This window comes from Rhodanobacter sp. UC4448_H15 (genome assembly GCF_052978265.1).
Map to the genome: position 1 here is coordinate 3158602 of NZ_CM129665.1, position 24821 is coordinate 3183422.

Here is a 24821-nt window from a genome sequence, read left to right on the forward strand (position 1 = left end):
TCACCGCAACTTGCGCACGCGCTCGGCGGGGCTGATCACGTCGGTCAGGCGGATGCCGAACTTCTCGTTGATCACCACCACCTCGCCGTGCGCCACCAGGGTGCCGTTGACGAACACGTCAAGCGGCTCGCCGGCGGCGCGGTCCAGTTCCACCACCGAGCCCTGGTTGAGCTGCAGCAGGTTGCGGATGCTGATGCGGGTGCGACCGACTTCCATCGCCAGGGTCACCGGCACGTCGAGGATCATGTCGAGGTTGACGTCGCCGCCATCGGCCGCGGCCCCGTGCAGGGCATCGAATTGAACGCGCTCGCCGGCATCGGCGAAGGCATCTGCAGACTGGTTCATGAGAGGTTCTTCCGGGTGGAGGGATCGGTGGCTGCCTGTCGCTCGCGACGACCGGCCGGGACATGGAAACGCACGGCGTTGCGGCCGTTGGACTGGCCGTAGCGGCCGCGGAAAACCGGCACGTCCTCGGCATACACGGTGGTCAGCTCGGGCAGCTGCACGGGGATCACGTCGCCGGGGCGCAAGTGCAGGAACTGGCCCAGGCTCAGCTGCGCCTCCAGCAGCAGCGAGCTCACGTCGACCTCGGCGTCGAGCACTTCCTCGCGCAGCATCTCGGCGAAGCGGTCGTCGCCATCCATGCGGTCGCTCTGCACGCCGGCGTCGAGCAGGGTGCGGATCGGTTCGACCATCGCGTAGGGCATGGTCAGGTGGACTTCGCCGCCGCCGCCGTCCAGTTCGACGTGGAAGCGCGACACCACCACCGTCTCGGTGGGACTGACGATGTTGGCGAACTGCGGATTGATCTCCGAGTTGAGGTACTCGAAGTTGAGCGCCAGCACCGGCGCCCACGCCTCGGCCATCGCACCGAACAGTTCGGCGAGCATGATCTGGATCACGCGATTCTCGGTCGCAGTGAAGTCGCGGCCCTCGATGCGCGCGTGGAAGCGGCCGTCGCCGCCGAAGAAATTGTCGATCACGGTGAACACCAGGCGCGGCTCGAACACCACCAGCGCGTTGCCGCGCAGCGGCTTGATGCGCACCATGTTCAAGTTGCTGGGCAGCGCCAGGCCGTGCACGTACTCGGCGAACTTCACCATCTTCACGCCCAGCACCGAGACCTCGCAGGTCTTGCGCAGCACGCCGAACAGCGCGGTGCGGAAGAACCGCGCGAAGCGGTCGTTGACCATCTCCAGCGTGGGCAGGCGGCCGCGCACGATGCGGTCCTGCTGGGTAAAGTCGTAGCTGATCACCGCATCCGGCGGCAGCGGTTCGTCGCTGCCGGTGGCCACCGTGCCGCCGGTGACGCCATCCATCAGCGCATCGATTTCGTCCTGGGAAAGCAGGTCGCTCATGGCCGTGGCTCCCGCCTACTGGATCACGAAGCTGGTGAAATACAGCGCGTCGATGCCCGGCCGGCCGAGCCGCTTGCCGACCACCTTGCGCACCTCGGCCAGCGCGTCGGCCTGCAGCTTCTCGCGGCCGGCGGTCTCGCTGACCGTCTCGAATTTCTGGCTGCTGAACAGCGACACCAGCCCGTCGCGCAGGATCGGGTCGACGTCCTTGGCCACGCCGATCGCGGCCTGGTCGTGCGCCATCAGGGTCACGCCCACCTGCAGGTAGCGCAGCGCATCGCCGTCACGCAGGGTGACCACGAACGGCGGATCCATGGCCAGGAAGATCTCCGGCTTGTTCGCCTCCGCCTTCGCCTGCTTGTCCGACCCGGCGCGATGCGATTGCCAGTAGTAGCCGCCGCCGGCCAGCGCGACGAGCAGCACCGCCACGATTCCGATCAGCAAGGGCGAACGCCGGCTCGGTACCAGCTCTTCGTCTTCCACTACCTCGGGTGCTTCGTCGTCGCTCATGGAGAATCTCGTGTGGGGATCGGGGCTGCCGTCGCCGGCTTGCGAGATGGAAAGCAATCCGCGTGCCATCACAAATACATGTTTTTATTCATGCATTTGCATGATTTTCGGGGCTGGGCGGCGCTTTCTTGACGCGCGCCGGGACGGCGGCGCGGCGCCATCCCGACGGGGTGTCTGCGGCGCTCCTGCGAAAAATGGGCGGCGCGCCACGCTTGTTCGCGGAAGTGCAAACCGCGCGGATCGGGATTCAGGCGTAGGGCGGGCACCGCCCGCCGGCTCTCGTCGCGCCATCCCGCACCGCCATGGCGATGCGGGATGGCCAAAGCCGGCGGGCGGTGCCCGCCCTACGCGGGAGCGCTTCAGGCGAAGGCGTCGACGAGCCCGAGCTGGGTCAGCGGGACGGTCTGGCCGGGGCCGGTGACTTCGTCGATGGCGGCGATCTCGTCGCCCTGTCCGCGATGGCCGGCCTGGCCGCCGCGATCGTGCTGGCCCACGTCGGCGTGGCCGAGCGACAAGCCGTGGCGGGCGAGCATCTGGTCGAGCTGGGGCAGAGCCTGCTGCACGGCAGTGACGGCGCCGGGATGCTGGGCCTGCAACACCACGTCGACACGGTTGTGCTGCACGCTGATCTTCAGGTCGAGCGAACCCAGCTCTTCCGGATGCAGGCGGATGCGCGCCTGCTTGACGTCATGGCCGACGAACCAGGCCAGCTGCTGGCCCAGCTCCTGCGCGAAGGCGTGTGCAGGGGCCACCGGCACCGGCGCGGCAGTCGGCGCCACTGTCGCCGCGGTCTGGGTGATGACGGGCGCCGCGCCGGGGGCGGGGTCGAGTCGCACCGTTTCGCGGGTGGCGTCCGGGTCGAGCTTCAGCAGTTCGGCGGCAGGGACGGTGGTGGTCGCGGCCATGACGGCGGGGTCGACGGCAGGCGCGGCGGGCGCGGCGTTTGCTCCGGCCTGGCCGAGCGCGGCAAGCCCGGCCTGTGCGGCGGCCAGCCGTGCCGCCGTGGCGTCGACGATGCCGGCCGCGACGCTGCCGGCAGGTGCGGCGGGATGGACTGGCGCGGGAGCGATCAAGGCAAGCATCGCTTCGACCAGGGCAGTGGCGCCCGTATCGGTGTCGTCGTCCTTGCCACCGGCGGGTTCGACGGTGACCACGTCGGCAATCGCCTTGGGCGGTGGCGGTGGCGGCGGCGCCGCGACCGGCAGCGTGGGAGCGGTGGCGTCGGCAGCCGGCGGCGGCGTGACAGCGTCGCGCGATGTATCCAGGCGAGCGGCGGCGGACCACAGCTGCGCGTCCGGCCCCTTCGGCGAGGGATCGTCGCGACGGTCGCGCCCCGGGTCCGGGCCGCGCTGCGGGCGCGCATCGTGCGCATCGCGGGCGGGGGAACCGCCCTGCCCGCGCGCGTCCTGCAGGCGCTGGTGGAACGGTGCCGTGCCCGGCGACTCCGGCGTACCCGTGTTCGCAGCCGTCTTCGCGGCGACCGTGGAAGCGGACAACGATCCGACGTGGGTGGCAGTCATGGCATGAAGGCTCCTGGCGGGACAACACGGCCGCGCGGAGACGCAGGCACGTGGCCGAGGCGGGATCGGCGGGCGCGACGCATCACGGCCGCCGGTGCTGGAAACGTTCGTCGAGCTCGGCCTGCTCGCGGCGTTCCTCGGCGCGGCGCTCGTTCTCGACGTGATGGGCGACCACGCTGTCCAGCGCGCTCTCGCGGGCGTGGCTGTGGGTCCAGTCCGCGCGCACCAGCTCCAGCTGGCGCTGCTGGCGGGCGACCTCGGCCACCTGCTGGGTGATCGCCTGGTCGATGCGCTGCACGAAGGCCTGCCGATTGAGCATGGCGCTGACGGTGGAGGCGGCGTCGCCGCCGTTGGCGTATTCGTCGCGATAGCGATGCAGTTCGCTCAGCTGGTGTTCGGCGCGCGCCAGCTGCTGCTGCTGCGCGGCGAAACGGGCCAGCGCATCCTCGCTGCGCTGGCGGGCCTGGTCCACGGCCGGCTGCAATCGTTCGGCGCGGGAACTCATTCATGCACCTGTTCGGCCAGCACGGCCAGGCGTTCGATGGCCTGGTCGAGGGTGATCGGTTCATCCACTTCCTGCTGCAGGAACGCACGCAGTTGCGGCCACATCTCGATGGCCAGGTCCACCTGCGGGTCGGAGCCCTTCTGGTAGGCCCCCACCGCGATCAGGTCGCGTTGCTGGCGATAGGCCGAATAGACCTGGCGGAAGCGCTGCGCGCTGCGCATGTGCTCGCGCGTGGCGACCGCCGGCATCACGCGGCTGATCGAGGCCTCGATGTCGATGGCCGGGTAATGGCCGGCTTCGGCCAAGTCGCGCGAGAGCACGATATGGCCGTCCAGGATCGCGCGCGCCGCATCGGCGATCGGGTCGTGGCGATAGTCGTCGCCCTCGGTGAGCACGGTGTAGAACGCGGTGATCGAACCCTTGCCGTCGGCATCGTTGCCGGCACGCTCGACCAGCGCCGGCATCATCGCGAACACCGACGGCGGATAACCCTTGGTCGCCGGTGGCTCGCCGATCGCCAGCGCGATCTCGCGCTGCGCCTGGGCGTAGCGGGTGAGCGAATCCATCAGCAGCAGCACGCGCTGGCCGCGGTCGCGGAACCACTCGGCGATCGCGGTGGCGTACTGCGCGCCGCGCAGGCGCTTGAGCGGCGGCGCGTCGGCCGGCGCGGCGACGATCACCGCGCGGCGGCGGCCTTCCTCGCCCAGCGTGTGTTCGACGAACTCCTTCACTTCGCGGCCGCGTTCGCCGATCAGCCCCACCACCACCACGTCGGCGTTGGTGTATTTGGTCATCATGCCCAGCAGGGTGGACTTGCCCACGCCGGAGCCGGCGAACAGGCCCAGGCGCTGGCCACGGCCGACGGTAAGCAGCGCATTGATCGCGCGCACGCCGGTGTCCAGCGGGGTGTCGATCGGCTTGCGCGCCATCGGGTTGATCGGCTCGGCCTTGAGCGCAGCCTGCTCGTCCGATTCCAGCGGACCGTGCCCGTCCAGCGGCACGCCGTCGGCACCGATCACGCGGCCGAGCAGGCCCGCGCCCACCGGCAGGCCGCCGCTGCGCGCGCACGGGCGTACCCGCGCATTCGGCAACACGCCGTGCATGTCGCCCACCGGCATCAGCAGCAGGCGCTCGTCGGCGAAGCCGACCACTTCGGTATCCAGCGTGGCGCCGTCGGCGGTGTCGACCAGGCAACGCGCGCCCAGCGCGGCCTCGCAACCCTCGGCCTCCAGGGTGAGGCCGACCACCCGACGCAAGCTGCCCTCGACCACCAGCGTGCGCGCGGTCTCGGCGAGACTGCGCCGCCGTGCCAGCTTCTGCTGCCACGTCTGGCGGCGTGCGGCGATGGCGGATTCAGGCGTCATGGACGGGAACGAGGAGTGAGGAGTGAATGGTGGGAAGTGAGAGGGGGTTGTCGCCATCGGATGGCGTCGGTGATCCTGCCGTCATCCCGGCGAAAGCCGGGACCCAGCGCCTTTCCGGTGCTTCGGAGACGCTGGGTTCCAGCTTTCGCTGGAACGACGAAAGGGAGTTTCCGGCGGGGTGCGGGGGGCGGTGACGGGAGACAGGACTCATGCATCGCCCTCCCCTGCTGCAACAACCTCGTCACCGGCGTCGTCGCCGAGCACGGCATCGACCACCGCGGCCAGGCGGGCATCCACCCGCGCATCCAGCCGCGAGCGCTCGCTTTCCAGGCGGCAGTCGCCGCGCGCCAGGGCGGGATCGGCGAGCAGTTGCCAGTGGCTTTCGACCGCGCCGAGGTCATGCAGCAGGGCCAGGTCGTCCGGGTGCACGTGCACGCGCAGCTCGCGGGCGGCGGCGGGCAGCGCGGTCGCGGCCTGGCGCACGGCTTGCACGATCAGCTCGGGGGAGAGTTTCAATTCGCGCACGATGACCCGGCGCGCGATCACCGTGGCCAGCCGCGCCAGTTCCTTCTCGACCTGTTCGTCGAGCGACTGCAGCGGACGGGCGACGGCGTCGCACAGCGCTGCGAGTCGGGCCAGCTGCTCGCGCACCTGTTGCTGGCCGGCAGCCAGCCCTTCGGCGTGGCCGCTGGTGAAGCCTTCCGCCCGCGCCTGCTGGTGCAGCGCCTCCAGCTCGCGCACGGTCGGTTGCGGGGCCGGCGGATCGGTCGCGCGGCGATGCGGGTGATCGTTGCCGACCTCGGGCAGTTCCCAGCGCCGGAAGTCCTGTGCCGCGTGGTGGAACACGGCGACCATCAGACGAACTCATCCCCGCCGCCGGCGAGGCTGAGCTGGCCGGCGTCGGACAGCTTGCGGGCGATGCCGAGCACTTCCTTCTGCGCCGCGTCGACTTCGCTCAGGCGCACCGGGCCCTTCACTTCGAGGTCGTCGCGCATCATGTCGGCGGCGCGCTTGGACATGTTGGCGAAGATCTTTTCGCGGATCTCCGGCTCGGCGCCCTTCAGCGCGGTGACCAGGGTGGCCGAGGGCACTTCGCGCAGCAGCACCTGCATGCCGCGGTCGTCCAGCTCCACCAGATCCTCGAACACGAACATCAGGTCTTCGATCTTCTCGCCCAGCGTTTCGTCCTGGCTGCGGATGGCCGACATCAGCTCGGCCTCGCGGCTGCCTTCCATCGCGTTGAGGATGTCGGCGGCAGCCTTCAGCCCGCCGACGCTGGCGGACTTGAGTTTCTTGGAGCCGCCGGAGAACTGGCGCTCCATGATTTCGTCCAGCTCGTTCAGCGCATGCGGCTGCACGCCGTCGAGCGTGGCGATGCGCATCACCGCGTCGGAACGCACGCGCGGCGGCAGGTAGCCGATCACCTCGGCGGCCTGGTCCGGTTCCAGGTGCGCCAGCACCAGCGCGATGATCTGCGGGTGCTCCTGGTTGATCATCTCGGCGATGGCGCGGCTTTCCATCCACTTGAGCGATTCCAGGCCCTTGCTGGAACGCCCGAGCAGGATGCGGTCGATCAGGCCGCCGGCCTTGGTCTCGCCCAGCGCGTTGACCAGGATCTTGCGGATGTATTCCTCGGTGCCCACGCCGAGCGAGGTCTGCCGCCCGATGTCCTCGTCTAGCTTGTCCAGCGCCTTGGTCACGTGTTCGCGGCTGACACTGGTCAGCGCGGCCATCGCGGTGCCGATGGTCTGCACGTCGCGGGCGCTGAGGTGCTTGAGCACCTCGGCGGCGTCCTGCTCGCCCAGAGTCAGCAGCAGGATCGCCGCACGCTGGGCACCGGTGATCGGCGCGTCATGTTGGTTAGTTGCCATCTTCGCTTACCCAGTTCCTCACGACCTGCGCCACTTGCCTGGAGTTTTCGCCGACCAGGCGGCGAGCCTGGCCGATGCGTTGTTCGTACTCGAGCGCGGGCGTGGCACCGGCAAGCCGCGCCGGTTGGCCATCGGCCTCCGGCTCATCGGCCACGCGTACCGAAATCTGCGGCCTCGGCGCGGGCAGCGCCTTGGCATTGGATGTGCCGCGCGTCACGCCGCGCAGCAGCGGGCGCAGCAGGCCGAACGCCACCAGCAAGGCGATCAGCACGCCGATGCCCTGCTTGATCAGATCCATCGCGCCGGGGCGCTCCCACAGCGGCGGCTCGGGCAGCGCCTCGGGCGCCACCGGGCGCTGGAACGGCTGGTTCACCACGCTCACGCTGTCGCCGCGCGCGGCGTCGAAGCCCACCGCGTTCTTGGTCAGTTCGGTCAGCCGCTCCAGTTCCTGCGCGGTGAACGGCACGCCGGCGGGAGCCGCACCGGCGGCGCTGCCGGCGGTGGCCGGCCCCTTGTCGGCGAGCTTGTTGTCCAGCACCACGGCCACGGTGAGCCGGGCCAGTCGTCCGGCCGGGTCGCTGATGTGGCTGATGGTGCGATCGAGTTCGAAGTTGCGCGTGGCGCTGCTGGACACGTCGCCGCTGGCCACCGTGGCGCTGGATGCGGCGGCGGACGGGTTCGCCTTGCCGGCATCGGGGTTGGCCGCGGTGGGCTGCGCCACCAGGCTGGGCGGCTGGTTGCTCAGTGCGCCGGGGATGCCGCCGCCCGCGGCACCGCCGCCGCGCCGCTCGCTGCTGGTCTGCTCGCTGCGCAGCGCCGGGTGATCGTGGCCGTAGGTTTCGGTGGCCTTTTCCGACTGGCTGAAATCGAGATCCGCATACACCTGCGCGCGCACGCGGCCGGGGCCGACCAGCGGGGTGAGCAGCTCCTCGATGCGCTGCGCGTAGGTGTTCTCGATGCGCGTGGCCATGCGCAGGCGATCGTCGCCGACGGCGGCCGGGCTGCTCGGATCGGTGGTCAGCAACTGGCCCTGCTGATCGACCACCGACACCTCCCGCGCGTCGAGCCCGGGCACGCTGGAGGCGACCAGGTGCACGATCGCGGCGACCTGGCCGGCATCGAGCTGGCGGCCGGGATAGAGCGTGACCAGCACCGAGGCGCTGGCTTCGCGGTTGTCGCGGATGAACGCCGACGGCTTGGCCATCGCCAGGTGCACGCGCGCGGCGCGCACCGACTGCAGGCCGCCGATGGTGGCGCTGAGATCGCTCTCCAGCATCTGCTGGTAGCGGGTGCGTTCGGCCAGGTCGCTCATGCCGAACGGCGAATCGGACGCCGGCATCACGCTGCTGGTGGCGCTGCCGCGCGGCAGGCCCTTGCTGGCCAGCTTCAGGCGCAGGCCGGCCAGGTCGGCGGCCGGTGCCATGATCGAGGAGCCGTCCGCACTCAACTGGAACGGCGTGTTGCCCGCCTGCAGCTCCTGCGCCACCGCGGCGGCGTCCTTCTGGTCGAGCCCGGCATACAGCAGGCCGTAGTTCGGCCCGCGCGACCACAGCACCACCGCCACGCCCAGCGCCACCGCCGCAGCGATCGCCACCAGCAGCAGCATCTGGCGCGCGGCCGGGCTGCGGGCGATCTGCTTGAAGGGGTCCGGTCGCGCCGCGTCGTTGTCGCGGGCTGCGATGGCGTTGTCGGCCATGGTGTTGCTCGTGTGGGGTAAGCGGGGTCAGCGAGGCGCCGGGATCAGACCGGCATGTTCATGATTTCCTTGTACGCATCGACCATCTTGTTGCGCACCTCGACCATCGTGCGCAGCGACAGATCGGCCTTCTGCACCGCGATCATGGTGCGGCCCAGGTCCGCGCCCGGATCGCCGCGCTCGAAGCTGGCGGCCATGCGGCCCGCTTCCATCTGGTTGCGTCCGACCGCCGACACCGACTCCTTCAGCAGCGTCGAGAAATCGGCCTGCCCCGCCACCGGCGCGGCCTTGGCCACCGCCTGCGGCGCGCGCACCTGCGCCGTCATCTGGCGCATCTGGGACAGCAGGTTGTTGACGTCGATTGTGCTCATCGCGGTGCGTCCTCATGACGTATTCCCGACGCGTGGCGGGGTTTCGAGGGGGTGGTTGCAGGAGGCGTGCCAGTGGGGGTGGGAATAGGGAATAGGGAATCGCAAGTGCAAAAGCTGCTGCGTCCGCCTTCGAGTTTTCCTATTCCCTATTCCCTATTCCCTATTCCCTATTCCCTATTCCCTGTTCCCTGCCCTAGGCGGCCAGGCTGCTCTGCAGCCCGTACTTGCGCAGTTTTTCGACCAGGGTGGTGCGTTGCATGTGAAGCAGGCGGGCGGCGTGGGCGACGACGCCGCCAGTGGCGTCCAGTGCCTGGCGGATCAGGCCGACTTCGATGTCGGCCAGGTGATCCTTCAGGTCGAGGCCTTCTTCCGGCAGCAGGCGTTCGGATTCGCCGGCCGGTTGCAGCGCAATGCCGGCGATCGCGTGCTCTTCGCTCATCATCGCCAGCGCCGTGGCGCCGTGTTCGTCGCCGACCAGCGGGGCGCCGCGGTATTTCGCCGGCAGGTCGCTGCTGCGCACTTCGCCGTGCGGGAACAGGATCGCCATGCGCTCGACCAGGTTGGACAGCTCGCGCACGTTGCCCGGCCACGGGTAGGCGCGCAGCGACTGCATCGCGCCGCTGCTGAAGCGCACCACGCCAAGGCCACGGCGGGTGCCGCGCAGGTTGAATTCGGCGATCAGCGCGGGCAGGTCGTCCAGCCGCTCGCGCAGCGAGGGCAGCTCCAGCGGGAACACGCTGAGCCGGTAATAGAGATCCTCGCGGAAGCGGTCCTCGGCGATCGCCTGCTCCAGGTTGCGGTGGGTGGCGGCGATGATGCGCACGTCGCAGTGCAACGTCTTGTTGCCGCCGACGCGCTCGTAGGCGCGCTCCTGCAGCACGCGCAGCAGCTTCACCTGCATCGGCAGGCTCATGTCGCCGATCTCGTCGAGGAACAGGGTGCCGCCCTCGGCCATCTCGAAGCGGCCCTTGCGCGCACTGATCGCGCCGGTGAAGGCGCCCTTCTCGTGGCCGAACAGCTCGCTTTCCAGCAGCTCGGGCGGGATCGCGCCGCAGTTGATCGCCACGAACGGCTTGCCGCGGCGCGGGGAATGTTCATGGATCGCGCGGGCGACCATCTCCTTGCCGGTGCCCGATTCGCCCAGCACCAGCACGTTGGAATCGAACGGCGCGACCTGGCGGATCAGGCCATTGACGCGCACCATCGGCGCGGAGTCGCCGACAAAACGCAGCCCGCCGGAGCGGCCGCCGAGCAATCGCGCGTACACGTTGCGCATCGCCTCGGTGAGCTTCTCGTAGCTGAGCGGGAACGACAGCGTGGCCACGCGGCCGGCGAACGGCGACTTGGCCGCACCCAGGCGCTGCGCCCAGGGCGAATCCTCGGCCAGCAACACGGGGATGTGGGCGGCGCTGGCGCCGAGCAGGGCAAACTGCCGCTCGGCCTCGGCCACGTCGTCGATGCCGCCGACGTAGACCGCGCGCCACGCATGGGAAGATTCGTCGGTGTGCACGCATTGCGCGCCGTGCTGCGGGTGGTAACCAAGGAAGTGGAGCGCCGACATCACCGCATTGACTCGCGCCGCATCGGATTCAATCACCAGAAAATCGAACTGCTGCATCTCTCTCTCCGTACTGCATCGTTGGCTGACCAACTTCCGGCATAGCCATTTTTCGTCACCGCCAGCGATTCGTCGCCGGGCTGATGAACCGGTTGCAACAAGGAGGCCAGTTTCCGGCGCGCTCGTGCCGACAAAATGACGCACGCCGGAAGCCGGCGGCGTGAAAATTCCTCTGCACGGTCGAGCTGAGTGCCGTAACTCACTGACGCGACACGGAACGCCGAAAACGTTTCCATAACCGGGCGTTATCCAGCACCAACATTTGTGCTGGCCCCGCTGCGAGTGCTGTAGGAGATTTCCGACACACGAGCTTGCCGATCTGCGAACTGGGTCACATGAGTCGACGGCGGCGTCGCTGGCACGACCGGTCGCCGGGCCCGGGTTCACCCGGGCAGTTGGCGCGCTTCTGCCACTTTGCGTCGGTGATGGCGAAAAACGAGGCGCTCAATTGCGTCACCCAGCGCCTCGTTCACCGTGGGAAAACGCACGAAGGTTCGACCATCGTCTAATGGCATTTCGCGCAGCGCGGGCAGCTCCAGCGGCAGGCTGCGGCAGTGGTCGAAACGCAGGCTGAGCAGCACCGCGTCGCCGGGCAACGGCAGCTCCGCGCCGAGCACCGCGCCGCGCGCGTTGAAGCGCACCAAGTGCCGTGCCGGCAGGGTGTCTGCCGGCACCAGCAGGCGATCGACGATCTCCACCAGCGCGGTGAGCTTGGCATCCATGCGGCGGATTTCCAGCATCAGCGGATTGTCGTCGTCGGCCGACTCCACGCGGCGCTCTTCCAGGGCGGCGATGGCAGCGAGGGCATTGCCGTTGCTTTCGGCCAGGGCCTGCGCCCGGGCCTGCGGCAGCGGCCAGACCAGCGGCTCCACCGCCACGTGCAGCAGCTCCTCGATGCTCACCCGCTGCTCGAACTCGTTCCATCCGGAGTTACCCATCATGCAGCCCTCCCCGTCGGCCGAAGTCGCCGTTCCCGCTCCATCTTAGGGCAACGCCGACCCGGTATCGCCGGCGTCATCACCTCGTCATTCCGGTCGAGGCCCACCCGTGCACGCCGACGCGCATCCGCAGGAGCGCGCCCTGTGCGCGATGCCTTCGCCGGCTTGACGAAAGGCATCGCGCACAGGGTGCGCTCCTGCAAATGCGGGGGTTCAGGGCTGCGCGTACGCCGCGATGGCGCGGGCGCGGCCGCGCTCCTGCTGCCACTGGCGGGCGACCGCGTCGCGCGCCTGGCCCAGCAGGGCCTGCAACTGGCGGTCGTAGGCGAGGATCTGGCCCAGCTGGGCCTGGCTGACCACGTCGCTGCCGTGCTGGCGATGCACCAGCGGCGCACGTGCCTCTTCCAGCTGCAGCAGCTGCTGCCAGTCTTCCTGGCGGGCGGCGGCAAGCATCGCGCGGGTGATGACCAGCGCGCTGGTCAGCGCCGAGGTGGCGGCAGCGGGCGACGGCGACACTTACGCGCCCGCCACGCGGCCGGCCGGGGCCGGGGCGATCTGCACCCAGCTGTCGCGCACCTGCTGCATCAGGCGGCTGACCTCGTCGATGATGCCGGCGTCGTCGCGCAGGTTGGCCTGCAGCAGGCGGCGGCTCATGTACTCGTAGAGCGAGTCGAGGCGGTCGACCAGGGTCGGGTCGGCCTTGCGGTCGAGCGCATCGCGCAGGCCGCCGATGATCTCGATGCAGCGGCTGATGGTTTCGCCCTTGGGCCCGGTCTCGCCGCGCATCATGTGCGCGCGGGCCTTCACCAGGCGCTCCAGCGCGCCATCCATCAGCAGCGTGATCAGGCCATGTGGGTCGGCCGACTCCACGCCGCCGTGCGAACGAACCTGCTGATAGGCGCCTGCGCCGTAACCGAATCCCATGATCGTCTCCTGGCCCCTTGGGGCGAACTGCCTACTTCTTGTTGGTGTTGTTCAGCGCGTCGAACTGCTGCTGCAGATAGCTGCTGGTGCTGTTGAGCTTGCTCATCAGCGTGTCCAGCGCGGTGAACTGCGCCTGGTAGCGCGCGGTGAGGTCGGCCATGCGGCTGTCCAGCGTGGCCTGCTGGTCTTTCAGGCTCTTCAGCTGCTGGCTGATGCTGTCGGTGCGGCCGGCCAGGGTGCCGCTGCTGCCGACCCACTGGTCGAGCTGGCTGTTGATCTGCGCGGCCAGGCCTGTATCGCCGCCGAACAGCTGGCCCGCGAGCTTGCCGCCATCGCTCATCGCCTGGGTCAGCTTGTCGTTGTCCAGCTTCAGCGTGCCGTCCACTTGCAGCGAAATGCCCAGCGCGGCCAAGGAGGTGCCGTTGGCGCTGCCGCCAATCAGCCGCGACAACGTGCTGTTGATGCCGTTGATGGTGGCGTCGCCGATCATCGCGCCGGCGGTGCCGCTGGTGGCGTCGTACTTGGTCAGGTTCTGGTAGATCCCCACGAAGCTGTTGTAGGTGTTGACCAGGTTGCTCAGCGCACCGCTGCCCTTGCTGGGGTCGTTGGCCACGGTCAGCGTGCTCTCGCCCACCTTGACCAGGTTGAGCGTGAGGCCGTCGATGGCGCTGCTGATGCTGTTGCCGGCGCTGTGGCCGGCCAGGCCGTCGATGCTGTACTGCGCGTCCTGTGCGGCGGTGATGACGGTGAGCGCGTTGCCGCTGGCGGCGGCCGCGTCGTAGTTGAGCGCGGCCAGGTTGCCGTCGCCGCCACTGCTGCTGACGACAAAGCCGTTCGCCGCGCCGGTGCGGGTGCCACTGAGCACCAGGTGGGCACCGTCGGTGCCGGTGACGATGGTGGCGCTGACGCCGGGGTTGTCGCTGGCCTTGTTGATGGCGTCGCGAACCTGGGCCAGCGAGTTGTTGCTGTCGTCCAGCTGCAGATTCATCGACTGCCCGTCGACCGTGAAGGTCAAGGTGCCGGTGCCGAGCTTGGCACTGCTGTCGGCGTACGCGCCGGAGGTGGCCTTCAGCGAGGTGGCCAGCTGGGTCACCTCCACCTTGTAGCTGCCGCCGACCGGGTTGCCTGAGGCGCTGGCGCCGAGCACATCGGTGTCGCCGCTGGTCACCGTGCGCGCGTTGAAGGCGCTGCCGTCGGTGATCGAGGCCATGGCCGACTGCAGAGCGGAGAGCGCGGCACCGATCTGGCCCAGGCTGGACAACTGGGTGTTGGCCAGGGCGGCCTGGTTGGTGATCTGGTTCTGCTGCGGCGCCTTTTTGGCGGCCACCAGCTTGTCGACCAACGTGGCGACATCCAGGCCGGAACCCACGCCCATGGAGGTAAGCAAACCCGTGGTGGGTGTGGTGGAGCCTACCGTGATAGCCATGGACGTCGATTCCTGTAATGAGGGAAACGGCCGCGGGCTGTCCGCGGCCGTTCCGGGTCAAGCAGTTACTGCAGGAGCTTCAACACGCTCTGCGTGGTGGCGTTGGCCTGCGCCAGCACCGAGACGCCGGCCTGCTGCAGGATGTTGGCGCTGGACATGTTCGCGGTCTCCGCGGCGAAGTCGGCATCCTGGATCTGGCTGCGCGACGCGCTCAGGTTCTGCGAGATGGTCTGCAGGTTGGCGATGGTCGAGGTGAAGCGGTTCTGCACCGCGCCCAGGTCGCTGCGCATGGAGCTGATGGTGGTCAGCGCCGAGTCGATGCGGCTGATGGTGGCGTTGGCACCGGCCACCGACCTCACGTCGGCGCTGGCCAGGTCACCGCCGATGCCGTTCGTGGCGCTGAACCCGAGGACGCCGGTACCCTTGGCGCCGCCGACCGTGAGCGCTTCCTGCGAGGCCAGGTGCAGCACACCCGTCTTTGCGTCGGCGTAGGCCGACACGCCGGCGATGCCCTTGGCGTTGATCGCGGCCGCCAGATCGCTGGCCGTGTTGAACGTGCCGCTGAAGGTCGTCACGGCACCCGAGCCCGCCTGCAGCGAGAAGTCGCTGCCGTCGTCGGCCAGCACCAGCGGGATTGCATCGCCAACGGCCACGCCGGTGACACCGGCGGTGGAGGCGGCGCCTTGCGTCGCCGTGCCACTGAAATTACTGAGCGCCATGGCACTGGTGCTGGCCGTATTCTGGGTGATCGTCAGGCCCGTGGTGCCGTTTGCAGTAACCGTGTACTTGCCGGCGGTGGCACCACTATCCAGCGACGCATTCACCGAGGCCGCCATGGCAGCCATGTTGGCGGAGCCAGCGGCCACGCTGACGGCGACGCCATCAAACGTGAAGCCCGCGGCCAGCGTGGCATCGGCGATTGCAACGTTGGCAACACCGGTGACTGCCGTCACTGCCGATGCGGCGGTGAACACACCCGTCGCGCTCGACGCGGAGGCGATCTGACCCACCTGCGCCGCACCCGCACCCTTGCTCAGGTTGACCGAAATCGTCTCGCCGACGTTGGCGCCGATCTGGAACGCGGCGGAACCGAAGCTGCCGTCCAGCACGTGGCGGCCGTTGAAGGTGGTCTGCTGCGAGATGCGGGTGATCTCGGCCAGGCGCTGCTGCACTTCGGCATCGAGCGCGGCGCGATCGGAGTCGGAGTTGGTGGCGTTGGCGGACTGCACGGCCAGCGTACGGATGCGCTGCATGTTGTTGGTCACCTCGTTCAGCGCCGACTCGGTGGTCTGCGCCAGCGAGATGCCGTCGTTGGCATTGCTGACGGCCTGGTTCAGGCCGTTGATCTGGGTGGTGAAGCGGGTCGAGATGGCGAGGCCGGCGGCATCGTCCTTGGCGCTGTTGATGCGCATGCCCGAGGACAGGCGCTCGATCGCGGTGCTCAGTTTGCTCTGCGAGGCAGCCAGGTTTTTCTGGGCATTCAGCGAGCTGATGTTGGTGTTGACGCTCATGACCATGGGAATTCTCCGAATCGAGTTGGTATGCCGACAGTGGTCGGCTCAGACAATCCGGCGGGGATTCACCATTGAATGCATCCGCCTTGTGTACTGTTTCGACCCGTCACACCAAAACTTGAGCCTTGTCAACGCAAATAGTCGAACAATTTTGAACCCTGGATTTTCGTGAACGTCTGCTGCGCGGCCTGCAGCGCAGTGGTCTGCGCACCGAGCTGGCTGATCGCGTCGTAGTAGTTCAGATCCTGCACATCGGACAACGCCGTCTTGTACTGCAAGGTGAGGTCGTCGTTGAGCGCGCCCTGCTGGGTCAGCGCGTTCATGCGCGCACCCACCATGCCGCGCGTGCGCGTGATCGAGTCCAGCGCCTGGTCGAGATTGGCGAACTGGGTGTTGATCGCGTTCTGCATGTGCGCGTCGCCACCGTTGGGCGTGCGCAGCGTGCTGATGATGTTGTCCAGCGTGGTGAACACGTCCTGCTTGCCCGAGGCGCCCAGCGCAAACGTGTCGCCGGCCGCGGGCGTGCCGCTGAACGCGACCTGCGCACCGCGGAAGGTGACGCTGCCGCCCTTGGCCGGATCGTAGCTGCCGCTGTCGAGCACGGCGCCGCCGGCATCGCGCACTTCGTACGCGTCGGCGGCGGTGAACACGATGCTGTACGCACCGCCGTCCCATGCCGACGGACTGGCCGACGGATCGCTGACGCTGCTGGCGCCGGCGACCATCGAGCCGGTGTTGGCCGCCGCGGCGCTGACCGCGAAGGTGCCGTTGCCGGTGGGGATGTCCATGAACACCGCGCTGCCGGCATCCCCGGTGGCCACCTGCAGGCCGGGGCCGGCGGCGACCATGCGCTGGCCGGCGTCGCCCAGGTAGCTGACCGAGTCGCCCGAGACAAACGGCTGCGTGCCGGTGCGGTTGCCGGCGAAGATGTATTCGCCCTGGCCGTCGGTGCTGTTGGCCTGGCCCAGCAACTGCGCGCGCAGTTGCGACAGCTCGGCGGCGATGTCGCCACGGCTGCCGTCGGTCTGGCTGCCGTTGGCCGCCTGCAGCAGCAGGGTGCGCACGCGCTGCAGCACGTTGCCGGTGTTGGACAGGGTCTGGTCTTCCAGGCCCAGCCGCGCGTTCGCCGAGGTGATGTTGCGCTGGTACTGCGCCGAGTCGGCGATCAGGTGCGACATGTCCAGCGCGCGCGCCGCGCCGACCGGATCGTCGGACGGCTGGTTGATCCGCTTGCCGGTGCTGAGCTGCGTGTTGAGATCGGACAGGTCGCTCTGCCGGCTCATCATGCTGCCGACGGACTGCTGCTGGATCCAGCTGGTGGAGACGCGCATGGTTAACTCCGCACCGCGCCGAGCAGCGCGTTGAAAATGCTGTTGGCCGTGCTGATGACCTGGGCCGAGGCCTGGTACGCCTGCTGGTAACGCACCAGGTTGGCGGCCTCCTCGTCCAGGTTCACGCCGGAGACGCTCTGCTGCGCGCCCATCGCCTGGTTGTAGACCGCGGTCTGCGTGGTCAGCTCGTCCTTGGCCAGCGCGCCGGCGCTGCCGACCTGACCGACCAGCTGGCTGTAGGCGCGACCGGTGCTGGTGACGCCGCCGTCGAGCACGCCGAGATTGGCGACCTTGCCCAGCATCAGCGCGTTGGCGTTGTCGCCCTGCGCGTTGCTGTTGGCCTTGAGGCTGAAGCTGTCGCCGGCCTGCGGCGCGCCATCGAGCTGCATGCTCCAGCCGTTGTGCACGATCGGCTGGCCGGCGGTGAAGGTCTGCGCCGGGCCACCGTCGATGCTGTAGCTGGTGGCCGAGCTGAACACGATCGAGGAGGCGTTGAACAGCGCCGGGTCGCTGCCGTCGGCGATGCTCGCTCGTGCCGTGGTGCTGCTCGCGTTGGCATTGCCGGCGGCGACCACGAACGGGGCGGCCGCGGCGATCTTGTCGGGCTGGTCGACGACCACGCCGAAGCTGGCCGCGGCATCGCGGCTGGGCTGCACGCGGAAGCTGTCGCCGGCACTGGCGCTGCCGCCGACCACCAGGCTCAGGCCCGCGGCCGTGAACGGGTCCGTGCTGGTGCCGCTGCCGCCGAGCGTCACGGCATTGCCGCTGGTGTCGCGCATGCTCCAGGCCGTGCCGTCGAAACTCAGCACGTACTCCTTGGCCGGCAGCGCGCCGAGGTCGGTGATGCTGGCCGCGACGGTGCCGCTGCCGGCATTGGTCGAGGCCCCCTGCACCGTCGGTCCGGAGGCGCTGAAGAACTGGCCGCCGACGTCGCCGTGCAGATCCACGCCCTGCGCATGCTGCGCGTTGAACGCGCTGGCCATCGCCTGCGCCGCGCGGCCGAGCTGGATCTGCGCCGGGTCGAGCACGTTGCTGCGGAAATCCAGCAGCGCGCCGAGCGCGCCGCCGCCGATGCGGCCGCTGATCACGTTGCCGCCGTCGGCGCCCACCACCTCCACGCGGGTGGCGTCGTAGACATTGGCGGCGGTGCCCAGCGCGTGCGACTCGGTGCCGGTGACCAGGGCCTGGCCGTTGCCGGCGAACACGCTGATGGTGTTGTCGTTCTGCGGCACCACGCTGATGCCCACCTCGCCGGCCAGCTTCTTGACCAGCGCGTCGCGCTGGTCGAGCAGGTCGGCCGGCGGCATGCCTTCGGTGGAGGAGAACGAGCGGATCTTCTCGTTGAGCTTGGCGATCGACTGCGTGTCGACGTTGATCGCGTCCACGGTGTCGCGGATCTGCTGCTGGATCTGCCCGGAGAGCTGGCTGAACTGGCCGGACAGCGCGCGGAAGGTGGTCGCCAGCCCACCGGCGCGGGCCAGCAGCACCTGGCGCGAGGCGGCGTCGGAGGGCGCGTTGGCCATGTCCTGCACCGCGCCGTAGAAACCGTCCAGCGACGTCTGCAAGTTGCTGCTGCCGGCCAGCTGGTTGTTGAGCTGGGCGGTCAGGCCCGCCATCGTGCTGGCACGACCCTGGCCCGAGCTGGCCGACCACAGCGAGGCGTTGAGGAATTCGCTGTAGGCACGCTGCACCGCCACCGTATTGACGCCGGTGCCGACGTAGTAGCCCGCCTGGCCCTCGGGCAGGCGCGCGCCGAACGACACCACCTGGCGGCTGTAGCCGTCGGTGTTCACGTTGGCCACGTTGTGGCTGACCGTGCTGAGCCCGATCTGCGAGGCGAGCAGCCCGGACACGCCGGTCGAAAGCATGTCAGCCATGGAACATCCTCGACGCATGGCACACCGCCCGGATCGCGCGGTGCGTGGAAACGTTAACGGCCGGAGGGGGGATCACTTGAATGCCTCCGGCTGCTGCAGCGCCGCCAGCGCCTCGCGCATCTGCGCGCTGTTGGCGATCGCCGTGATCTTGGCCACGTATGCAGGGTCCGTCGCATACCCGCCATGCACCAACCCGCGCGCGAACGCGGCGATGTTCTCGCCCTGCCCCAGCGCCTGCTGGTAACGCGGGCTGTCGGCAATCAACTGCGCGTAGTCGGCGAACGAATCGGCCGGCGAATCGTAGGCGCGGAACGCGTCGCGCCGGCGCACCGCCACGCCGTTCTCGTACTCCAGCGTGGGCACGCTGACCTTGTCGCCATCCCAGCTGCTGCCGGCCTTGATGCCGAACAGGTTGAAACTGCTGCTGCCGTCGCTGCCCTTGGGCAGGTGCTTGCCCCAGCCGGTTTCCAGCGCAGCCTGCGCCAGCAGCGCGCGCACGGAAACGCCCAGCTTCTTCGCCGCCTCGGCGGCATGCGGCGCCAGGGCGCGCACGAAGTTCACCGGGTCGCCGCCGGGAAGCCAGTGGGCGGCGGTGTCGGCCACGTCCATCGCGCCGCGGGTCATGCGGTCGACCACGTGCTGCCACGGCGAGTCGTTGTCGGCGGTCGACGGCATGCCGATCGCGCTGGCTGCGTCGTCGCCGGCAACGGGCTCGTTGCCCAGCTGCAGCAGCGCGCGCACGTGCGCGTTGCGCACATCGGCGACCGGCACCGCAAAAGGCTGCCGGGGCGCCGCGGCCGCAGCCGCCTCGCCCTTGCCGCCAAGCTGGCGCACCAGCATCTTCGCGATGCCCAGGCCGTTCTTGCCGTTGGCCAGGCTCAGCGAGAGCTGCTGGTCGAACAACTGGCGATAGGAGTCGACCTGCTCGCTGCCGGCGAGGTCGCTGCCCATGCCGGCGTTCGCCTCGCGCATGGACTTGAGCATCATCTGGGTGAAGATCGCCTCGAACTGCTTCGCCACCGCCGGCAGCGCGCTCTTGCCGCCGTCGCTGCGCGCCTGCGCACGCAGTTGCTGGAAGCCGGACAGTTCGGTCCAGGTGTCCAGCGCGGGGGAAGCGGGATTCAGCGGCGTCATGGCATCACCTCGCTCAGATCACCACCAGGTCGGCATGCAGCGCGCCGGCCTGCTTCAGCGCCTGCAGGATCGAGATCAGGTCGCTGGGCGTGGCGCCGACCTGGTTCACCGCGCGCACGATGGCGTCCAGGCTCACGCCCGGGCCGAACTTGAACATGTGCGCGCCTTCCTCGCTGACCTGCACGCTGCTGGACGGCACGATCGCCGTCTGGCCCTGGCTGAAGGGTGCCGGCTGGCTGACCTGCGGCTGTTCGCCGATGGTCACCTGGATCGCGCCGTGCGCCACCGCCGCGGCGGTGACGCGCACGTCCGAGCCGATGACCACGGTGCCGGTGCGCGAGTTGACGATGATCCGCGCCGGCGCATCGCCCGGCTGCACGTCGAGATTCTGGATCGCGCCCAGCCAGGCCACCTTCTGCGCCGGGTCCTGCGGGCCGCGCACCGAGACGGTGCCGCCGTCCACCGGCTGCGCGGTGCCGGCGCCATACGCGTGGTTGATCGCGGTGGCGATGCGCGTGGCGGTGGTGAAATCCGCCGTGTTGAGGTTGAGCATCAGGTCGCCGCCGCCGGCGAACGAGGAGGCCACCACGCGTTCCACCGAGGCGCCGTTGGGGATGCGTCCGCTGGCGGAAATGTTCACCTGCACGCTGGAGCCGCTCTTGCCCTGCGCGCTGATGCCGCCGACCACCACGCTGCCCTGCGCCACCGCGTAGACGTTGCCGTCGGCGCCGCGCAACGGCGCCATCAGCAGCTGGCCGCCGCGGATGCTCTTGGCGTTGCCGATCGAGGCGACGGTGACGTCGATGGTCTGGCCCGGCTTGGCGAACGGCGGCAGGTCGGCCGTCACCATCACCGCCGCGGCGTTCTTCAGCTGCGGCCGCGCATTGGCCGGCACGGTGATGCCGAACTGCTGCAGCATGTTCTCCAGGCTCTGCGTGGTGAACGGCGCCTGCGTGGTCTGGTCGCCCGAGCCGTCCAGGCCCACCACCAGGCCGTAGCCGATCAGCTGGTTGCTGCGCACGCCGGCGACCTGCACCAGGTCGCGGATCTTGTCGGCGTGGACGGGGGCGACCAGTCCGAGCAAGAGCACCAGAGCGATCACCAACGAGCTCTTCACCTTTTGCGTGGCGACACCGGCGGGCAGTGCCCGCCCTACACGCTGCCCGTAGGGCGGGCACTGCCCGCCGCTTCCCGGCAGATGTGCCTCGCCAGGAGCGGAAGCGCACGACGCAATGTTCAACGCGGCCATCAGAACGGCATCCACTTGGAATTGAAGAAGCGCGACAGCCAGCCGCGCGTGTTCGCGTCGGCGAGGGTGCCGCGGCCGGTGTAGCTGATGCGGGCGTCGGCGACGCGGGTGGACGGCACCACGTTGTCCTGGCCGATGTCCTGCGGACGCACGATGCCGGCGATGCGCACCAGCTCCTGGCCCTGGTTGATGGTCAGCCACTTCTCGCCGCGCACGATCAGGTTGCCGTTGGACAGGCGCTGCGCCACGGTGACGGTGATCTGCCCGGTGAGCTGGTTGCTCTGGCTGCTCGAACCAGCGCCGTCGAAGCTGCGCTCGCCGTCCAGGCCGATGTCGGCGACCTTGCCGCCGATCGCCAGCGCATGCCCGAGCACGGTGGGCGAGGCGAGCTTGGCCTTGTCGGTCTTGCTGGTGGTGGTGGTGGCCTTCTTGCTGGCCTGGGTGCTCTCCACCAGCGCGACGGTGAGGATGTCGCCCACGCGATGCGCGCGCGGATCGGCGAACAGCTCCATGTTCTGCTGGTCGTGGTAGATCGAGCCGTCGGCGGGCGCGGCAGCCATCTGCGGCGCGGGCGGCAGGGTCGGCGCCCACTGGGCGTCGTCGCGGGCACCCGGGCCGCTGGCGCAGCCGGCCAGCAGGGCCAGCGCGCACAGGGCAAGGGGAAAACGGCAGGCAAGCATCACGTCGCGCCTCAGGTCTTGTTGGTGAGGAACTGCAGCATCGAGTCGGCGGCGGACACCGCCTTGGAGTTCATCTCGTAGGTGCGCTGGGTCTCGATCATGTTGACCATCTGCTCCACCACGTTGACGTTGGAGGACTCCAGTGCGCCCTGCGCCAGCGTGCCCAAGCCGTTCAGGCCGGGCTGGCCGATCTGCGGGGAACCGCTGGAGGCGGTCTCGAGATAGAGGTTGTCCCCGTTCGGCTGCAGGCCGGCGGGGTTGATGAAATCGGCCAGTTGCACGGTGCCGATCTGCTGGGTGGCGGCCTGGCCGGGCAGGCTCACGCTGACCGTGCCGTCGCTGCCGATGGTGATGCTCTGCGCATTGGCCGGCACGCTCAGCGCCGGGTCCAGTGCGTAACCGTTGGCGGTGACGATCTGCCCGTTCTGGTCCATGTGCAGCGAACCGTCACGGGTGTAGGCGATGCTGCCGTCGGGCATCGTCACCTGCAGGAAACCGCGGCCCTGGATCGCCAGGTCCAGCGAGTTGCCGGTCTGCTCGATGTTGCCCTGGGTGAAAAGCTTCTCGCTGCCGACCACGCGCACGCCGGTACCCAGCATCAGGCCGGACGGCGCCTGGGTCTGCTCGGTGGTCTGCCCGCCGGGCTGACGCAGGTTCTGGTAGACCAGGTCCTGGAACGCGGCGCGCGCGCTCTTGTAGCCGGTGGTGTTGGCATTGGCGAGGTTGTTCGAGATGACGTCCATGCGCGTCTGCTGCGCATCGAGGCCGGTCTTGGCTACCCACAAGGATGAAAACATGTCGTTGGACTCCGTCTGGACGTCTGGATGTCTGTTTGGGCGAGGCCGGTCAGGTCATCTGCAGCAGGCGCGAAGCAGCCTGCGCGTTCTCGTCGGCGCTCTTGATCGAGCGGATCTGCAGCTCGTACTGGCGCGACAGCTGGATCATCTGCACCAGCGTCTGCGAAGGGTCGACGTTGCTCGACTCCAGCACGCCGGATTTCAGCGCCACCGCCGGGTCCGCCTGCGCGGTAGTGCCGTCGGCGAGGTGCATCAGGCCGTCGCTGCCCAGCGCGAGCTGGTCGACCGGCGGGTTGACCAGCTTGATCCGGCCCACCGCGGCGATGGTTTCCGGCGACTGGCCCATCGGCACCACCGACACGGTGCCGTCGGCGCCGATGTTCATCTGGCTGCTCTGCGGCACGCTGATCGGACCGCCCTCGCCCAGCACCAGGTTGCCGCGCGCGTCGGTGAGCAGGCCGTCCGGCGTCAGCCGCAGTTCGCCGGCGCGGGTGTAGCCCTCGCTGCCGTCGGCGCCCTGCACCGCGATCCAGCCGGTGCCCTGCACGGCGACGTCCAGCGTGCGACCGGTCTCGATCTGGCCGCCCTCGCGCAGATCCACGCCCAGCCCGTGCGCCACGCCGTTGACCCGCGTGGCCAGCCCCGGCCCCTGGATCACCAGCGGCTGGAACGCCGACAGCTGCGCCTTGAAGCCGACCGTGTCGGCATTGGCCAGGTTGTGCGCCACCTCGGACTGCGCCCGCATCATCTGCGTGGCGCCGGTCATGGCTACGTAAAGCGATCTGTCCATGTGGATTCCCGGGTGTGGTCAGTAGAGAACGAGGAGCAGGCAAGGTGCGGTGATCCGCTCTTCCGATTCCCCATTCCCTATTCCCCATTCCCTCAATTGCGAATGTTGATGATGGTTTGGGTCAGCTGGTTGTCGGTGGAGATCACCTGCGCATTCGCCTGGTAGTTGCGCTGCGCCTTGATCATGTTGACCAGCTGCGCGGTGAGGTCGGCGGTGTTGGAGGCCTCCAGCGCGCCGGCCTGCACGCTGCCGAAGGTGCCGTTGCCGGCGGCGCCCATCACCGGCGTGCCGGAGTCGTACGAGGCCGCCCAGTTGGTGTTGTCGAGCTGGCGCAGGCCTTGTTCATTGCTGAACTGGGCGATCGCCAGCTGGCCCAGCGCGGTGCTCTGGCCGTTGGAATACTTCGCCTGCACCACGCCTTCGCGCGACACGTCGATGCTGGACAGGATGCCGGTGGGATAGCCGTCTTGGTTGATCGCGCTGGCGGCGTAGGCGTTGCCGAACTGGGTGGCCTTGGTCATGTCCAGGGTCAGCTGCATCGGGTCGGCACCCGGGCTCACCGCCGCGGCGGGGAACGCGAGCTGGCCGTTGGCAGGGGCAACCAGGCTGCCGTTGCTGCCGAAGGTCAGCGTCTGCGGCGTGCCGACCGCGGTGCCGTCGATGTAGAGGTTGGCGTTCCACACGTTGGCCGCCGCGTCCTTGACGAAATACACCACGCCGTTGTGGGTGGCGCCGAGCGAGTCGTAGGCGGTGAACGGCGTGGCCTGGTTGTAGCTGGACGGATCGTTCAGCGGGTCGAAGGCGGTGGCCGGTGGCGTGGCGTCGGAAGGCAGGTTCAAGGCCATCTGCACCGAGCTGGTGGCCTTGGCCGCGTTCTGCGCGGTGAACAGCTGCAGGTCGGTCATGGTGCTGGTGTCGAAGCCGCCGCCGGCCACCGGCGGGAACACCTGCAGGCGCTGGCCGTTGGCGTTCATCACGTAGCCGTTCTGGTCCTTCTGGAAGGCGCCGGCGCGGGTGTAGGAGTAGCCCTTGCCGTCGCGGATGGTGAAGAAGCCCTCGCCGCTCAGGGCGAAATCCAGGCTGTTGTTGGTGGTCTCCACGCTGCCGGCGGTGAACTGCTGCGCCACGTTGGTCAGCCGCACGCCGCTGCCGACCTGGCTGGAGCTCAAGTTGGGGCCGGCCGCGCTGAACAGCTCGGCGAACTGCGCGCGCGAGCCCTTGAAACCGGTGGTGCCGGTGTTGGCGATGTTGTTGGCCGTGACCTCGAGATCTTTCGAGGCGGCGTTCAGACCGCTCAGTGCAATGTTGAATGCCATCGGAGCATTTCCTCGTTCGGTTGCGACCCTTG

Annotated in this window: 24 protein-coding genes; all 24 read right to left on the reverse strand. The window is 68.9% G+C overall.

Annotated elements, in window-relative coordinates; translation table 11 throughout:
* Complete coding sequence (fliN, locus tag ACVCMI_RS14650) at window positions 1-345, reverse strand: flagellar motor switch protein FliN (protein WP_395119812.1); 345 nt, start codon at window positions 343-345, stop codon at window positions 1-3.
* A complete protein-coding gene (gene fliM, locus ACVCMI_RS14655; RefSeq protein ID WP_395119813.1) occupies window positions 342-1358 on the reverse strand; it encodes a flagellar motor switch protein FliM in 1017 nt (338 codons plus the stop codon). Before fliM ends, fliN begins: the two co-directional genes overlap by 4 nt.
* A gap of 15 nt (window positions 1359-1373) precedes the next feature.
* Window positions 1374-1868 carry a flagellar basal body-associated FliL family protein gene (locus tag ACVCMI_RS14660; protein WP_447098338.1) on the reverse strand — a complete coding sequence of 165 codons (495 nt, stop codon included), beginning with the start codon at window positions 1866-1868 and terminating at the stop codon, window positions 1374-1376.
* A 359-nt stretch (window positions 1869-2227) separates the two neighbouring features.
* The gene (locus ACVCMI_RS14665; protein ID WP_447098337.1) at window positions 2228-3388 is read right to left on the reverse strand and encodes a flagellar hook-length control protein FliK; all 1161 of its coding nucleotides are present in this window, start codon (window positions 3386-3388) and stop codon (window positions 2228-2230) included.
* Window positions 3389-3470: 82 nt separating this feature from the next.
* A complete protein-coding gene (fliJ, locus tag ACVCMI_RS14670) occupies window positions 3471-3893 on the reverse strand; it encodes a flagellar export protein FliJ (protein ID WP_447098336.1) in 423 nt (140 codons plus the stop codon).
* On the reverse strand, window positions 3890-5257 hold the full coding sequence (gene fliI, locus ACVCMI_RS14675) for a flagellar protein export ATPase FliI (RefSeq protein ID WP_447098335.1): 1368 nt from the start codon (window positions 5255-5257) through the stop codon (window positions 3890-3892). The genes fliJ and fliI overlap by 4 nt, the downstream gene beginning before the upstream one ends.
* Window positions 5258-5464: 207 nt before the next feature.
* Complete coding sequence (locus ACVCMI_RS14680) at window positions 5465-6112, reverse strand: flagellar assembly protein FliH (RefSeq protein ID WP_447098334.1); 648 nt, start codon at window positions 6110-6112, stop codon at window positions 5465-5467.
* On the reverse strand, window positions 6112-7101 hold the full coding sequence (gene fliG, locus ACVCMI_RS14685; protein ID WP_395121229.1) for a flagellar motor switch protein FliG: 990 nt from the start codon (window positions 7099-7101) through the stop codon (window positions 6112-6114). Before fliG ends, ACVCMI_RS14680 begins: the two co-directional genes overlap by 1 nt.
* Window positions 7102-7117: 16 nt before the next feature.
* Entirely contained in the window at window positions 7118-8824 is a 1707-nt protein-coding gene (gene fliF, locus ACVCMI_RS14690; protein ID WP_395119819.1) for a flagellar basal-body MS-ring/collar protein FliF, read from the reverse strand.
* A gap of 44 nt (window positions 8825-8868) precedes the next feature.
* Window positions 8869-9195, reverse strand: a complete 327-nt coding sequence (gene fliE, locus ACVCMI_RS14695; RefSeq protein ID WP_447098333.1) for a flagellar hook-basal body complex protein FliE — start codon at window positions 9193-9195, stop codon at window positions 8869-8871.
* Window positions 9196-9388: 193 nt separating this feature from the next.
* The gene (locus ACVCMI_RS14700) at window positions 9389-10813 is read right to left on the reverse strand and encodes a sigma-54 dependent transcriptional regulator (RefSeq protein ID WP_447098332.1); all 1425 of its coding nucleotides are present in this window, start codon (window positions 10811-10813) and stop codon (window positions 9389-9391) included.
* A gap of 383 nt (window positions 10814-11196) precedes the next feature.
* Window positions 11197-11754, reverse strand: coding sequence for a PilZ domain-containing protein (locus tag ACVCMI_RS14705; protein ID WP_447098331.1), 558 nt, complete (start codon window positions 11752-11754; stop codon window positions 11197-11199).
* 210 nt (window positions 11755-11964) lie between these two features.
* Window positions 11965-12267, reverse strand: coding sequence for a flagellar protein FliT (locus ACVCMI_RS14710; RefSeq protein ID WP_447098330.1), 303 nt, complete (start codon window positions 12265-12267; stop codon window positions 11965-11967).
* On the reverse strand, window positions 12268-12675 hold the full coding sequence (fliS, locus tag ACVCMI_RS14715; RefSeq protein WP_447098329.1) for a flagellar export chaperone FliS: 408 nt from the start codon (window positions 12673-12675) through the stop codon (window positions 12268-12270).
* A 31-nt stretch (window positions 12676-12706) separates the two neighbouring features.
* Complete coding sequence (gene fliD, locus ACVCMI_RS14720) at window positions 12707-14101, reverse strand: flagellar filament capping protein FliD (RefSeq protein ID WP_447098328.1); 1395 nt, start codon at window positions 14099-14101, stop codon at window positions 12707-12709.
* A 65-nt stretch (window positions 14102-14166) separates the two neighbouring features.
* Window positions 14167-15612, reverse strand: a complete 1446-nt coding sequence (locus ACVCMI_RS14725; protein ID WP_447098327.1) for a flagellin N-terminal helical domain-containing protein — start codon at window positions 15610-15612, stop codon at window positions 14167-14169.
* A gap of 131 nt (window positions 15613-15743) precedes the next feature.
* Complete coding sequence (gene flgL, locus ACVCMI_RS14730; RefSeq protein WP_447098326.1) at window positions 15744-16946, reverse strand: flagellar hook-associated protein FlgL; 1203 nt, start codon at window positions 16944-16946, stop codon at window positions 15744-15746.
* A gap of 2 nt (window positions 16947-16948) precedes the next feature.
* Complete coding sequence (gene flgK / locus ACVCMI_RS14735) at window positions 16949-18823, reverse strand: flagellar hook-associated protein FlgK (protein ID WP_447098325.1); 1875 nt, start codon at window positions 18821-18823, stop codon at window positions 16949-16951.
* Between the two features lie 72 nt (window positions 18824-18895).
* Window positions 18896-19957, reverse strand: a complete 1062-nt coding sequence (gene flgJ / locus ACVCMI_RS14740) for a flagellar assembly peptidoglycan hydrolase FlgJ (RefSeq protein ID WP_395119829.1) — start codon at window positions 19955-19957, stop codon at window positions 18896-18898.
* Window positions 19958-19970: 13 nt separating this feature from the next.
* Window positions 19971-21074, reverse strand: a complete 1104-nt coding sequence (locus tag ACVCMI_RS14745; RefSeq protein WP_447098324.1) for a flagellar basal body P-ring protein FlgI — start codon at window positions 21072-21074, stop codon at window positions 19971-19973.
* 131 nt (window positions 21075-21205) lie between these two features.
* A complete protein-coding gene (gene flgH, locus ACVCMI_RS14750) occupies window positions 21206-21886 on the reverse strand; it encodes a flagellar basal body L-ring protein FlgH (protein ID WP_447098323.1) in 681 nt (226 codons plus the stop codon).
* 11 nt (window positions 21887-21897) lie between these two features.
* Window positions 21898-22683, reverse strand: coding sequence for a flagellar basal-body rod protein FlgG (flgG, locus tag ACVCMI_RS14755; protein WP_447098322.1), 786 nt, complete (start codon window positions 22681-22683; stop codon window positions 21898-21900).
* 49 nt (window positions 22684-22732) lie between these two features.
* Window positions 22733-23473, reverse strand: a complete 741-nt coding sequence (flgF, locus tag ACVCMI_RS14760) for a flagellar basal-body rod protein FlgF (RefSeq protein ID WP_395119833.1) — start codon at window positions 23471-23473, stop codon at window positions 22733-22735.
* A 92-nt stretch (window positions 23474-23565) separates the two neighbouring features.
* Window positions 23566-24789 carry a flagellar hook protein FlgE gene (gene flgE, locus ACVCMI_RS14765; RefSeq protein WP_395119834.1) on the reverse strand — a complete coding sequence of 408 codons (1224 nt, stop codon included), beginning with the start codon at window positions 24787-24789 and terminating at the stop codon, window positions 23566-23568.
* Window positions 24790-24821: the final 32 nt, after the last annotated feature.